The sequence below is a fragment of the Parahoeflea alexandrii genome, assembly GCF_024105735.1.
Lineage (GTDB): Bacteria > Pseudomonadota > Alphaproteobacteria > Rhizobiales > Rhizobiaceae > Hoeflea > Hoeflea alexandrii.
This window is the reverse complement of record NZ_JAAAML010000003.1, coordinates 159593-171825: the sequence shown is the minus strand read 5'-3', so window position 1 is coordinate 171825 and position 12233 is coordinate 159593. Positions and strand designations below refer to the sequence as shown.

Annotated in this window: 15 protein-coding genes; 6 read left to right on the top strand and 9 right to left on the bottom strand. The window is 60.3% G+C overall.

Annotated features, from left to right (window positions below; genetic code table 11):
- Window positions 1-14 precede the first annotated feature (14 nt).
- The 6 genes from GTW23_RS15695 to GTW23_RS15670 form a co-directional block, all read right to left on the bottom strand.
- A complete protein-coding gene (locus tag GTW23_RS15695) occupies window positions 15-617 on the bottom strand; it encodes a cytochrome c oxidase assembly protein (protein ID WP_252916444.1) in 603 nt (200 codons plus the stop codon).
- Between the two features lie 10 nt (window positions 618-627).
- Entirely contained in the window at window positions 628-777 is a 150-nt protein-coding gene (locus GTW23_RS15690) for a hypothetical protein (protein WP_193217303.1), read from the bottom strand.
- A 2-nt stretch (window positions 778-779) separates the two neighbouring features.
- Window positions 780-1721: a heme o synthase gene (locus GTW23_RS15685; RefSeq protein ID WP_252916950.1), complete on the bottom strand. Its 942-nt coding sequence runs from the start codon at window positions 1719-1721 to the stop codon at window positions 780-782.
- 127 nt (window positions 1722-1848) lie between these two features.
- Window positions 1849-3504, bottom strand: a complete 1656-nt coding sequence (gene ctaD / locus GTW23_RS15680) for a cytochrome c oxidase subunit I (RefSeq protein WP_152009602.1) — start codon at window positions 3502-3504, stop codon at window positions 1849-1851.
- 18 nt (window positions 3505-3522) lie between these two features.
- On the bottom strand, window positions 3523-4398 hold the full coding sequence (gene coxB, locus GTW23_RS15675) for a cytochrome c oxidase subunit II (protein ID WP_152009603.1): 876 nt from the start codon (window positions 4396-4398) through the stop codon (window positions 3523-3525).
- Between the two features lie 168 nt (window positions 4399-4566).
- Window positions 4567-4722, bottom strand: a complete 156-nt coding sequence (locus tag GTW23_RS15670) for a hypothetical protein (RefSeq protein WP_193217304.1) — start codon at window positions 4720-4722, stop codon at window positions 4567-4569.
- A gap of 56 nt (window positions 4723-4778) precedes the next feature.
- Here GTW23_RS15670 and GTW23_RS15665 point away from each other — a divergent pair, with 56 nt between their 5' ends.
- The gene (locus tag GTW23_RS15665; protein WP_252916443.1) at window positions 4779-5309 is read left to right on the top strand and encodes an invasion associated locus B family protein; all 531 of its coding nucleotides are present in this window, start codon (window positions 4779-4781) and stop codon (window positions 5307-5309) included.
- Window positions 5310-5337: 28 nt separating this feature from the next.
- On the opposite strand, the gene GTW23_RS15660 is transcribed toward GTW23_RS15665, so the two are convergent.
- A complete protein-coding gene (locus tag GTW23_RS15660) occupies window positions 5338-5757 on the bottom strand; it encodes a DUF1801 domain-containing protein (RefSeq protein ID WP_252916442.1) in 420 nt (139 codons plus the stop codon).
- Window positions 5750-6055, bottom strand: a complete 306-nt coding sequence (locus GTW23_RS15655) for a DUF6958 family protein (RefSeq protein WP_152009606.1) — start codon at window positions 6053-6055, stop codon at window positions 5750-5752. Before GTW23_RS15655 ends, GTW23_RS15660 begins: the two co-directional genes overlap by 8 nt.
- Before the next feature lie 78 nt (window positions 6056-6133).
- On the opposite strand from GTW23_RS15655, the gene tldD reads away from it, so the two are divergent.
- The 3 genes from tldD (at window position 6134) to GTW23_RS15640 (ending at window position 9988) form a co-directional block, all read left to right on the top strand.
- The gene (gene tldD, locus GTW23_RS15650; protein WP_252916441.1) at window positions 6134-7549 is read left to right on the top strand and encodes a metalloprotease TldD; all 1416 of its coding nucleotides are present in this window, start codon (window positions 6134-6136) and stop codon (window positions 7547-7549) included.
- A 156-nt stretch (window positions 7550-7705) separates the two neighbouring features.
- Window positions 7706-8662 (top strand): AEC family transporter, encoded by a 957-nt coding sequence (locus tag GTW23_RS15645; protein ID WP_267661287.1) that lies wholly within the window; start codon window positions 7706-7708, stop codon window positions 8660-8662.
- A 258-nt stretch (window positions 8663-8920) separates the two neighbouring features.
- Window positions 8921-9988: a polysaccharide deacetylase family protein gene (locus tag GTW23_RS15640; RefSeq protein ID WP_252916439.1), complete on the top strand. Its 1068-nt coding sequence runs from the start codon at window positions 8921-8923 to the stop codon at window positions 9986-9988.
- Here GTW23_RS15640 and pdxH read toward each other — a convergent pair.
- Complete coding sequence (gene pdxH, locus GTW23_RS15635; protein WP_252916438.1) at window positions 9979-10593, bottom strand: pyridoxamine 5'-phosphate oxidase; 615 nt, start codon at window positions 10591-10593, stop codon at window positions 9979-9981. The genes GTW23_RS15640 and pdxH overlap by 10 nt on opposite strands.
- An 80-nt stretch (window positions 10594-10673) precedes the next feature.
- Between pdxH and GTW23_RS15630 the strand changes: the two genes are divergently transcribed.
- Entirely contained in the window at window positions 10674-11090 is a 417-nt protein-coding gene (locus GTW23_RS15630) for an RT0821/Lpp0805 family surface protein (protein WP_193217306.1), read from the top strand.
- Between the two features lie 101 nt (window positions 11091-11191).
- Window positions 11192-12211, top strand: coding sequence for a DnaJ C-terminal domain-containing protein (locus GTW23_RS15625; RefSeq protein ID WP_252916437.1), 1020 nt, complete (start codon window positions 11192-11194; stop codon window positions 12209-12211).
- Window positions 12212-12233: the final 22 nt, after the last annotated feature.

Here is a 12233-nt window from a genome sequence, read left to right as displayed (position 1 = left end):
GCGCAGTGTTGGTCTTACAAGGTGTTCCTGTCTTGCACCGGCTCCGCCACCGCTGCAACGGGTTTTTCCGATGCATGAGCGAAGAAAGTGTAAGAGAGCGTGATTGTGGAAATGTCCTTGGCGTCAAGGTCGTCGACAATCGCCGGATCGACGAAGAAGACGACAGGCATGTCTATTGTCTCGCCAGGCTTCAATTCGCTTTCGGTAAAGCAGAAACACTGGATCTTGTTGAAGTAGGCACCAGCCGCCATTGGCGTGACGTTGAAGGTCGCCTGGCCGGTGGTGGCCACGTCGGACGTGTTCATGGCCGTATAGGACACCTGAACGGTTTCGCCGATCCTGAGCTCAACTTCCCGCTGCACCGGCTTGAAGTCCCAGGGCAGACCGCCCGCGACATTCGCATCGAAGCGCACCTTGATGGTACGATCGAGAACCGTGTCGGACATCTGCTCGACCCGCTGCGTGGTGCCACCATAACCGGTCACCTGGCAAAACAGCTGATAGAGCGGCACGGCAGCGTAGCTGACGCCGATCATCGAGGCTACAAACGCCGAACAGGCCACGACAACGCGCTTGTTGGCTCGCGTCTTGGTTACTTCATTCGGGTCGCTGCTCATCGTTTCCTCCTCACATCGCCCGGTCGAAGATGCCTGGGCCGATCTTGATGATGGTCACCACGTAAAACAGGACAGCCAGGACAGCCAGCGCAATGCCAAGCGCGACGGACCTTGAGCGCCGTGCCTTCTTCTGCTGTTCGGTCAGTTCGACTTTTTCCATGATCACGCCACCAGACCGAAATACTTGGTCACCAGCGCATCAACCAGGAGCGCGGTGAAGATCGCGAACAGGTACAGCAGCGAATAGCCGAAGAGCTTCTTGGCAGGGATCATTTTCTTGTCGCCGTCGGGCATGCGCCAGACCTGGATCGAATACCAGATGAAGCCAGCGCCCAGCACTGCGGCGATGGCACCGTAAACCAGCCCGGCAAACCCCATGATTGACGGGACTATGCCGCTGAGAGCGGTCAGCACCGCATAGAGGACAATCTGGTTCTTGGTGGTGCGTTCACCGGCGACGTTTGGGAGCATGGGAACTCCTGCCCGGCCATAATCTTCGGACTTGAACAGCGCCAGGGCCCAGAAATGGGCAGGCGTCCACAAAAAGATGATCGCGAACAGCGCGATGCTTTCAAGCGAGATCGAATTGGTCACGCAGGCCCAGCCGATGATCGGCGGGAAGGCACCGGCGGCGCCGCCGATAACGATGTTCTGCGGCGTCAGCCGCTTGAGCCACATCGTGTAGACGACAGCGTAAAAGAAAATCGTGAACGCCAGCAGTCCGGCCGACAACCAGTTGACCATCAGGCCCAGTGTGGCGACCGAAAACACCGACAGGAACAGGCCGAAAGCCAATGTGGTCTCGGCAGAAATACGGCCGGCAGGGATCGGACGCTTCGCCGTGCGGCCCATCATCTGGTCGATATCGGCATCGTACCACATGTTGAGTGCGCCTGATGCGCCACCGCCGACGGCAATCGCAAGGATTGCGAGGAAGCCGATCACAGGATGGATCTGGCCGGGCGCCATCAGCAGGCCGACCAGTGCCGTGAAGACAACCAGCGACATGACACGCGGCTTGAGCAGCGCGAAGAAGTCGCGCGCATCGCCATCGTGAATGGCCACCGATGCGGGATCGGTCAGAGCTTCATGTTCGTTGGTCATTGCCATGGGCAATTTGCCTTTCCCTATTTCCCCGAGGTCCGGGGACCGGACATGTCTTCCGTCCGGTTGCAAACTCAGACCGCCGGCTGGCCCGGCGGTCTGTTTCTCATACCGGCTGCGCAGGCGCTTACTTGATGCGCGGCAGCTGTTCCCACTGGTGGTATGGCGGCGGCGAAGTCAGCTGCCATTCGAGAGTGGTCGCACCCTCGCCCCAGGGATTGTCACCGGCGATGCGCTTCTTGGCGAAGGCTTCCCAGACGCCCCAGAGGAAGATCAGCACGCCCACGCCCGAAATGTAGGAACCGTAGGACGAGATGGCGTTCCAGCCGGCGAAGGCATCCGGATAGTCGATGTAACGACGCGGCATGCCGGCAAGACCGAGGAAGTGCTGCGGGAAGAACACCAGGTTGACGCCCACAAAGGTGACCCAGAAATGGATGCGGGCAACCGTCGGGTTGTACATGTAGCCGGTCATCTTCGGGAACCAGTAGTACCAACCGGCGAAGATGGCGAACACGGCACCCAGCGACAGGACGTAGTGGAAGTGGGCAACCACGTAGTAGGTGTCGTGCATGGCGCGGTCGAGACCGGCATTGGCGAGCTGCACGCCTGTCACACCGCCAACGGTGAACAGGAAGATGAAGCCGATCGCCCAGAGCATCGGGGTGCGGAAAGTGATCGAACCACCCCACATCGTCGCGATCCAGGAGAAGATCTTCACGCCTGTCGGAACCGCGATCACCATGGTGGCGAAGACGAAGTAACGCTGCGTGTTGAGCGACAGGCCAACCGTGTACATGTGGTGAGCCCAGACGATGAAGCCGACGGCACCGATCGCGACCATGGCATAGGCCATCCCGAGATAACCGAACACCGGCTTGCGCGAGAAGGTCGAGATGATGTGGCTGATGATGCCGAAGGCCGGCAGGATCAGGATGTAGACTTCCGGGTGACCGAAGAACCAGAACAGGTGCTGGAACAGGATCGGGTCGCCGCCGCCTTCGGGCGCAAAGAACGCGGTGCCGAAGTTACGGTCGGTGAGAAGCATGGTGATGCCACCAGCCAGAACCGGAAGCGACAGGAGCAGCAGGAATGCGGTGATCAGCACCGACCAGGCAAACAGCGGCATCTTGTGCAGGGTCATGCCCGGCGCGCGCATGTTGAAGATGGTGGTGATGAAGTTGATCGCACCCAGGATCGACGAGGCGCCAGCCACGTGCAGCGACAAGATGGCGAAGTCCATGGCTGGACCAGGCTGTCCGCTGGTGGAAAGCGGCGGGTAAATTGTCCAGCCACCACCGGTGCCGTAGGCGCCCGCGGGACCTTCGACGAACATCGAAAGGAGCAGCAGGATAAAGGCCGGCGGAAGAAGCCAGAACGAGATGTTGTTCATCCGCGGGAACGCCATGTCCGGCGCGCCGATCATGATCGGAACCATCCAGTTGGCAAAACCGCCGATCAGGGCCGGCATGACCATGAAGAAGATCATGATCAGGCCATGGGCGGTGGTGAACACGTTGTACATGTGCTTGCCACCGTCAATGGCGGAGTCACCCTCGAAGCCATAGACCATGGCGGCCAGGCCGTGGAAGATCTGAATACCGGGCTCTTGCAGTTCCATGCGCATGGCAATGGAAAGCGCGCCACCGATGATGCCCGCGATGATCGCGAAGATCAGGTAGAGCGTCCCGATATCCTTGTGGTTGGTGGAGTACATCCAGCGACGCACAAAACCTTGCGGCTTGTGATCGTGATCGTCGTGAGCGACAGTTGAACCGGCCATTGGTCTCAGTCCCCTCTCTTAATTCTGATCATTGGCGGCAACATCGACCGACTTCGCGTCGGCTTCGATGGCTGCAACAAGGTTGCGATTGGCGGCTTCGACATCGTCGGCGGCAGCGGTCAGCCATGCATCGAACTGATCCTGGGAAACGACGCGGATCGCGATCGGCATGTAGGCGTGGTCCTTGCCGCAAAGCTCGGAACACTGGCCGTAATAGAGACCTTCTGCCTCGGCCTTGAACCAGGTCTCGTTCAGACGGCCCGGAACGGCATCCATCTTGACGCCAAATGCCGGCATGGCGAAGGCGTGAAGAACGTCCGCGGCGGTCACCAAGAGACGGACCGTCTTGCCGACGGGAACCACGAACTCGTTGTCCACAGCCAGGAGACGGGGATAGGCAGCAACGTCTTCCTTGCCATAATCGGCGCGGTCGCTTTCCTGCAGCATCAGCGAGTCGAAGGAAACTTCGCCTTCGGTCTGATACTCGTAACCCCAGTACCACTGATATCCGGTGGCCTTGACCGTGTAATCGGCTTCCGGCGGAGAATACTGCGCGGTCAGCAGGTTGAAGGAGGGAATGGCGATCGCCAGAAGGATGACCACCGGACCCAGCGTCCAGATCACCTCGATCAGCGAATTGTGGCTGGTCTTGGAAGGAGTCGGGTTGGCTCCGGCGCGGAACTTCACCATTGCATAGACCAGAAGGGCCAGCACAAAGAGTGTGATCGGCACGATGAACCAGAGTGTGTAGGTCTCGAAGCCGCGGATCTGGGCCATGATTTCAGTGGCGGCGGGCTGGAAGCCCAACTGCCAGTCAACTGGCTGCGCTGCCAAAGCGGGGCTCGCGCCCAATGAAACCAGCGCGGCAAGCCCTGCAGAAAGCTTGTTGGTCACGTTATGTCTCCCTCGAGTATCGTGCCGCCTGCGTGACCAGACGGAATCCCTCAATTAGATTGGCGCTTCAAACCACAGAATGACATCGCCCGCAACTGTCGTCACCTGCTGATCATGCGGCATTTTTGCGCGGCGCCGCGCGAAACCATCGGAATGGGCCCACAAATACTATTCAGGCCACATTTTTTGCAACAATTGGTGCTGCAGCGGCATGGCATCGGGAAACACCAGACCGGCCAGTGTCTGATTTTGACGCACCCAAGTTGCCGCAAAGCCGCATTTTTGCCGTACAAAACGACTGAGAGTGACGACGAAGGGTTTCAATTTGGCCTCGCCCATTTACAAAATGAGCGATGATTCGGCCGTTCCATGGAGTTGAAATGGCATTTGCACCAAAATCGAACCGTGTTTTCAGGGCTGCATTCACCGGCCTGATACTTGCCGGAGGCCTGGGTCTTGCCACACAGGCGCACGCCCAGCAGGCCGGCAAGGTCAAATCCTCCCACGGGGCATGGTCGGTTGTCTGCGACACTCCTGCCGGCGCGCCTGGCGAGCAATGCGCTCTGATGCAGAACGTCATCGCCGACGACAGGCCGGAGGTCGGCCTGTCTGTGGTGGTGCTGAAGACCGCCGACCAGCAGGCCCGCATCCTGCGCGTTCTGGCGCCGCTTGGCGTGCTGCTTCCTTCCGGCCTCGGCCTCAATGTTGATGGCAAGGATATCGGCAGGGCCTATTTCGTCCGCTGCTTTTCCGATGGCTGCTACGCCGAGGTCATTCTCGACGAAACGCTGCTGACCACCTTGCGCGGCGGCACCACGGCCACCTTCATCGTCTTCCAGACGCCGGAAGAGGGCATCGGCATTCCGGTCGACCTGGCAGGTTTCACCGACGGATACGCGGCGCTGCCGTAAGACAGCCCCCCCGGGGGAAAGCGTTGTATTAAACGGGATAGCGTTCGGCCATGACCGCGAGCGACCGGGCCAGGATACGCTCGAGCACGGCCATGTCGATGGCGTCGATCTTCTTGAGATAAAGACAGGACTTGCCGGTCCTGTGCGGGCCGAGGCGGTCGAGTTCCTGCTCAAGGCCACCGAAGCCGGACATCACATAGACCACCAGATCCCGGCTTCTCGACGCAAATCCGCAGCGAAAAAATTCGCCCTGACGGCCTGACGCATAGCTGTACTGATACGTGCCATAGCCGAACATGGCCGGTCCCCACATGACCGGGGGCGAACCGGAAATGCGGCGCAACAGGACGTTCAGTGTTTCCACCTCACGCCGACGGTTGCCATCCTTGATCTCCGCTATCACAGAGTTGGGGTCAAGCGACGTCGGCTGGGTCTTGTTCTCAGCCATTGTCGTGGTCCTGCGTCAGATAAAACCGCAGCGGCTTGTCCTTCGTGCGCGCAAGACTGCCCTTTGCCTCAAGATCGAGCTGCACACATTTGATCCACCAGCCGGAGGTGGCTCCGCCGGGGAAAAGCGTCTGCGGCAGGAGCGGTTTCACGCCTTGCTTGATAGTCGTGTAATCTACGGCCTCGGCCTGGCGGCTCAAAACCGCCACCATGGCATCGCGCATGGCAACATATTTCTCTCTGTTCACCCGCTCGGATTTGCCCGGGTGATTGACATTCTCGACTGTGATTTTGTCCACTGCCCTGCCTCCGTGTTTCAATCCAGGCCAGACTACCTATATACACCGGAAACGCTGCTTTTCAGAATGGACAAGACCATGCAGGACCCGCTCGCTAGCCAATTCGACATCTCGGAAGCCAAGGTCGAGAGGATCGTCGCCGATGCGCTCAAGGATGCCGACGACGGCGAACTCTATCTCGAGTACGAGGAAACGGAATCCCTGGTCTTTGACAACGGCAAACTGAAATCCGGCGCCTATGCGACGGATCGCGGATTCGGGCTGCGCTCGGTGCTGGGCGAGACTTCCGGCTATGCCCATGCGGGTGAATTGTCCGAAGCCGCGCTGATGAGGGCCGCAGACGCTGTTTCAGCGGTCACGCGCGGCGCCAGCGGCAGCTATTCGGCGGCACCGCAACGCACCAACAAGCTGCTCTACACTGCCGAAAATCCGCTTGCGGCGCCGGGCTTCGAAGACAAGGTCAAGCTGCTGCAAAGCATCGACCACTACCTGCGCAACAAGGATGAACGGGTCCGCCAGGTTTCGGTTTCAATCGCCGCAAACTGGCAGGTCGTGGAAATCATGCGTGCCGACGGTCACCGGGTGCGCGACGTGCGTCCCCTCGCCCGGCTCAATATTTCTGTGGTCGCAGGTGTCGGCGACCGGCAGGAAACCGGATCCTACGGCATGGGCGGACGCAAGCTGTTCGGCGACTTCCTGACCGATGAAAGCTGGCGGCACGGTGCCGACGAGGCTCTGCGGCAGGCGCTTGTCAACCTTGATGCCGTACCCGCGCCTGCAGGCACGATGGACGTGGTACTCGGCGCCGGCTGGCCCGGGGTCATGCTGCACGAAGCTGTCGGACATGGGCTTGAAGGCGATTTCAACCGCAAGAAGACCTCCGCCTTTGCCGGGCTGCTGGGCGAGCGTGTGGCGTCCAAGGGCGTCACGGTGGTCGATGACGGCACCATCGAGGGACGGCGTGGCTCGTTGTCGGTGGACGATGAGGGCACGCCGTCGGGCTACAACGTGCTGATCGAGGACGGCATCCTGGTGGGCTACATGCAGGACAGGCAGAATGCCCGGCTGATGGGCATGAAGGCCACAGGCAACGGACGCCGGCAGTCCTATGCCCACCAGCCGATGCCGCGGATGACCAACACCTATATGCTGTCGGGTGACCGGAGCCCGGAGGAGATGATCTCATCGGTCAAGAAAGGGCTTTACGCGGTTTCCTTCGGCGGCGGCCAGGTCGATATCACCTCGGGCAAGTTCGTCTTCGGCTGCACCGAGGCCTACATGATCGAGGACGGCAAGATCGGCGCGCCGGTCACCGGCGCAATGCTGATCGGCAACGGCCCGGAAGCCATGCAGCGGATCTCGATGGTCGGAAACGATTCGGCGCTCGATACCGGCATCGGCATGTGCGGCAAGGCCGGGCAGAGCGTTCCGGTCGGCGTCGGCCAGCCGCACCTGCTGATGAACGCGATGACAGTTGGCGGCACCCAGACCTGAGCCTGACGCCGCGGCCGCAGACCAGACGAGAGCGACCAATCCAGGCAACCAGAATGACGGCGGCCTGAACCGCTCGCCGGCTTGGAAACCACCGGCTGGTTGCCAAACCGGCCGGGCCGGTGTCTAAGCGGCTGAAGGTGCAACCGATCTTCAGCCATGTTAGACATTCTTTCCATCACAGTCCCGATTTTCATCATGATCGCAATCGGATATGCGGCGGTCCACTGGCGTGTGTTCGCGCCCGAAGCGATGCGAATTCTCGGAAACTATGTCGTGGTGCTTGCCCTGCCCGCACTGCTGTTCAAGGCGATTTCCGAGAGGCCGATTTCCGAAGTGGTCAACTGGAGCTACATAGCGGCCTATCTCTGCGGGTCGCTGGTGGTTCTGACCGCCGGTTACTTCTACGCGCGGCGCATCCAGAAGGCCGAGACGACGGCGGCGGCCTTCAGCGCCATGGGCATGGTCTGCTCGAACACCGGGTTCATCGGCTACCCGATCCTGCTCCTGACGCTGCCGTCCATTGCCGGCGTGGGCCTGGCGCTCAACATGATGGTGGAAAACATCGTGCTCATTCCGCTGCTGCTGGCTATCGCAGAGGCCGGTCACGGAGGCCCCTCACCCATGGGCAAGATGCTGGCGAGGACGTTCAGGGGACTTGCCCGCAATCCTATCATCATCGGTCTGGTGGCCGGACTTGCCGCCTCTTTTTCCGGGGTGAACATCCCGGCGCCGTTGATGAAGCCGATCGACATGCTGGCCGCCTCAAGTGCGGCGGTATCGCTGCTGGTCATCGGCGGCACATTGGCAAGTGTGTCGGTTCGAGGCCTCAGCGGCGAGATCGCTCCGACCGTCGCCGGCAAGCTGGTCTTCCATCCGCTGGCCGTGTTTGCAGCAACAGCGGCATTGCCGCTTGCCGGACTGGCGCCGCTTTCGGCGGAAATGCAGGCAGCGGCCGTGATCCTGGCAGCGGTCCCGATGATGGGAATCTACCCGATCCTTGCCCAGCGGTTCGGGCGCGAGCGGTCGAGTGTCGTCGCCATGCTGATGGCGACCGTGCTTTCCTTCTTCACGCTCAGCGCCGTGCTTTGGGTGGTCAACGCACATATCCTGTGAACCGGCCAGGCGTTGTGTTCCGGCCCGCTTTCGCATTGACCGCAGAACCGGTTTCAGCCTGCGACTATTGGATGCATTGCCAACGGGATTCATCCAAACGATGCTGGTGGCTTGAAACGAAAAGCAATTTCAAACCTTGTTAAGCTTATGAATAAATTGACTTATGCGCGGCTCCAGGACCCGTTCAAGATCGGTTAAGCCGGACCTGCTATGACAGGTCTTCACCCTGGCGCCGCAAGCGTCTTTCGGATCGGGAACATGTTCGGACCAAACACAGTCGCCGCCCGTCGAACACTCAAGCGCGCTGCCATCCAGAGCGGGCTCGAGGCGGTGTCGTTGTTTTCAAAAACAGGGCTGATGGCGAGCGCCCGCGGCCTGGGTGCGATCTTCACGCTGCATCATGTGCGGCCGGCAATGAACAAGAGCTTCGATCCGGCAGCTCATCTCTCGGTCACTCCGGAATTTCTCGACGCAAGCATTGCCCGTCTGAAGGCCGACGGGCATGTTGCCGTAGCCCTCGAAGAGCTGCCGGAGTTTCTTGCCAATCCAGACCGGCCGGGACCTGCCATGGTGTTCACGCTCGACGACGGATACCGGGACAATGACCAGTTTGCGCGTCCGGTTTTTGAGAAGCACGGTGTTCCCTACACCATCTTCATCACAGGGGGCTTCGTTGATCGAACCCAGTCGATCTGGTGGGAGACCGGAGAGCAGTTGCTCAGTCAGGCTGACGAATTCGTCTTCGACTTCGGCAATGGCGAGGAAAAACTTCCGACCCGCAGCACCATCGAAAAATACGCGGCATTCGACCGGCTGCACAAAGCCCTTGCCTGCAACGAGCAACAACCGATCGTCGAGCGGCTTGATGCACAGGCGCGATCGGCCGCCATTTGTCCGACCGGAATCGTCGACCGGGAGGTGATGGACGAGACCGAACTCCGCCGGCTCGCCGAAACCCCGCTGGCAAGCCTTGGCGCTCACACCCTCTCGCACCCGAACCTGGCGCATCTGGACGAAGCACGGATGCGCACCGAGATCAGCGGCTCTGCCGAACGGTTAGCCGCTATCACCGGACAGGCGCCGGGCACCTTCGCCTATCCCTATGGGGACCTGTGCGCATCCGGTCCACGCGAATACCGGGCCGCCCAGGAGACCGGTTTCCGGCTCGCGGTCACCACCAATCCGGGTACCCTGCGGACCGGCAGCCTCGACAACCTGTTTTCGCTGCGCCGGATCTCGCTCAACGGCTACTACCAGAAATGCCGCTATGTCGGCGCGCTGGCCTCAGGCATTCCCTTCATGGTTTCGCGTTCCGCTCAGGGATAAAGCCGGGTCTTGTCCCACGCATCCTGCGACCGCGTGAAGACAACACGGTCATGCAGCCGGAACGGCCGGTCATGCCAGAACTCGATGGATTGCGGCATGATCCTAAAACCGGACCAGTGCGGCGGACGCGGGATCTCCCCGATGGCGTGCTTGGCGGTGTATTCGGCGACGGCCTTTTCCAGCGCGAAACGGCTTTCGAGCGGACGAGACTGCTTCGAGGCCCAGGCCCCGATGCGACTGCCGCGCGGCCGGGAAGCATAATACTCATCGGCTTCCGCATCGCTGACCTGTTCCACAGGGCCGCGGATCCGGACCTGGCGGCGCAGGGATTTCCAGTGAAAGCACATTGCGGCTTTCATCGACGAGAGGATTTCCCGGCCCTTGGCACTTTCGAAATTGGTGTAGAAGACGAAGCCGCGCTCATCAAAACCCTTGAGCAGGACCATCCGGACATCGGGCAATCCGTCACTGTCAACCGTCGCAAGCGCCAGGGCGTTGGGATCGTTGGGTTCGGAGGCAGTCGCATCTTCAAGCCATTTGGCAAAAAGACGGTACGGTTCGGCTTCCTCGGTAAAGTCACCAGTCGTTAACCCTGTTTCTGTCATAGTCTTCCCTCATGCCTCCAAGCTGGAGTGGCAGTACGTTGGAACCCGACCTAACAGAAGCAATCAACAGGGAAAAGAGCGTGACGGTTTACCGCGCGGTTTTGGCGCTGGTACTGCCGGCATGCCTGACCCTGTCGGCCTGCATGGGAGGCGGCTCCTCCGCCGTCTCCGTACTCTCGGTCGATCCCGTAACGACCGCAGCCATCGCTCCGCTGTCCGCCGAAAGCGAAATCATGTCCGACGAGATCGTCATCCGCGATCTGGTGGGCGGCCTGAGCCAGACCGATTTCGCAACCACGCAACCCTGGTCGAATTCGCTCACGGGGTCGGCCGGCGTTGTTTCCAACCTTGCAACGCTGAATGACGGCGCAAGGCCATGCCGGATGTTCAAGACCACCCGCCACAGTTTCGACGGCGTGTCGCTTCTTGAAGGACGGGTCTGCCAGCGGCCCGACGGCGGATGGGATCTCGTCAGCCTGGACCGTCCGGAAGGCTGAGAAAAAAATTCCAATTTTGGCGACGCAATCGTCTTTTTCATACACCGATGGTTAGCAAATCTTCGTTAGGATTCCTCTATTAGCCCATACGGGGATGTAACATGCGTAGTCCGTACACGGTGCTCGGCGTCAATACGACGGCGAAAGCCGCCGATATTAAGAGTGCCTACCGGCAGCTCGCAAAGATTTGGCATCCGGACCAAAATCCGGATGATCCGCAGGCCGGAAGCCGGTTTGCGGAGATAGCCCATGCCTACAAGATGCTGATCGATCCCGAATTGCGTCTGAAGTTCGACAATGGGCATATCGACGCCCGCGGACGCCGGCAGGCACGACCCTCGCGGGGTTTCACGGCCAATCCTTTCAAGAATTTCAAGGATTCACCGCCCAAGCCGCGGCCACAGCCAACGGCTGCCAATCAATCCTCGGATGCGCTGGACGAAGCGAAGTTCGAGGACATGGTGGTACATATCTTCGGCGACGCCGCCGCCAAGAAAACCAAGGAACAGGCTCAGGACAAGACAGGGCAACGGACCAAGACCGATGCACCGGGAATGGATGAGGATCCGCTCACCACGCTCGATAACCTGTTCAAGAAATGGAAATCTCGTCACAAGCCCAAGACCGTCCTGCCATCGACCTACCACCAGATCGACATCACTCTGGAAACGGCCTTTTCCGGCTGTGAAGAGGAACTGATGTTCGGCGATGTGGAGACGGTTACCTACGAGGTGCCGGCCGGGACCGTCGATGGTGGCGAAATCGTTGTTTCCTCGCCAAACCCACAGCTTTACGGTGATGCCGTGGTGACGGTGCGCCATCAGCCCCACGACCGGTTCCGTTCTTCGGGCAGCGATCTTCACGGAGATCACCCGATCGAACTGGCGGAGGCGGTGCTTGGCGGTTCATTCGTCTACGAGGGGCTGGACGGGCCACTTCGTATCGACGTGCCCGAATGGTCGGGCTCTGACACGGTGCTGGAGATCAAGGAGAAGGGGCTCCCCAAGCCCAAGGGCAAACGGGGATCCCTGCACGTGCATCTGCGTGTGATGCTGCCTGAAAAACCAGATCCCAACCTCAAGGACCTGATGCGATCGAGCAAGAAAGCCTGGTATCTGTAGGCGGCGCGGGCTGCTGAAGCTG

What these genes read in the sequence shown, in the direction of transcription:
- GTW23_RS15640 (WP_252916439.1), top strand. Translation starts at nt 8,921, where the DNA reads ATGTTCGGACCAAACACAGTCGCCGCCCGTCGAACACTCAAGCGCGCT.
- GTW23_RS15690 (WP_193217303.1), bottom strand. Translation starts at nt 777, where the DNA reads ATGGAAAAAGTCGAACTGACCGAACAGCAGAAGAAGGCACGGCGCTCA.
- GTW23_RS15695 (WP_252916444.1), bottom strand. Translation starts at nt 617, where the DNA reads ATGAGCAGCGACCCGAATGAAGTAACCAAGACGCGAGCCAACAAGCGC.
- GTW23_RS15660 (WP_252916442.1), bottom strand. Translation starts at nt 5,757, where the DNA reads ATGGCTGAGAACAAGACCCAGCCGACGTCGCTTGACCCCAACTCTGTG.
- GTW23_RS15665 (WP_252916443.1), top strand. Translation starts at nt 4,779, where the DNA reads ATGGCATTTGCACCAAAATCGAACCGTGTTTTCAGGGCTGCATTCACC.
- ctaD (WP_152009602.1), bottom strand. Translation starts at nt 3,504, where the DNA reads ATGGCCGGTTCAACTGTCGCTCACGACGATCACGATCACAAGCCGCAA.
- tldD (WP_252916441.1), top strand. Translation starts at nt 6,134, where the DNA reads ATGCAGGACCCGCTCGCTAGCCAATTCGACATCTCGGAAGCCAAGGTC.
- GTW23_RS15625 (WP_252916437.1), top strand. Translation starts at nt 11,192, where the DNA reads ATGCGTAGTCCGTACACGGTGCTCGGCGTCAATACGACGGCGAAAGCC.
- pdxH (WP_252916438.1), bottom strand. Translation starts at nt 10,593, where the DNA reads ATGACAGAAACAGGGTTAACGACTGGTGACTTTACCGAGGAAGCCGAA.
- GTW23_RS15645 (WP_267661287.1), top strand. Translation starts at nt 7,706, where the DNA reads ATGTTAGACATTCTTTCCATCACAGTCCCGATTTTCATCATGATCGCA.
- GTW23_RS15685 (WP_252916950.1), bottom strand. Translation starts at nt 1,721, where the DNA reads ATGACCAACGAACATGAAGCTCTGACCGATCCCGCATCGGTGGCCATT.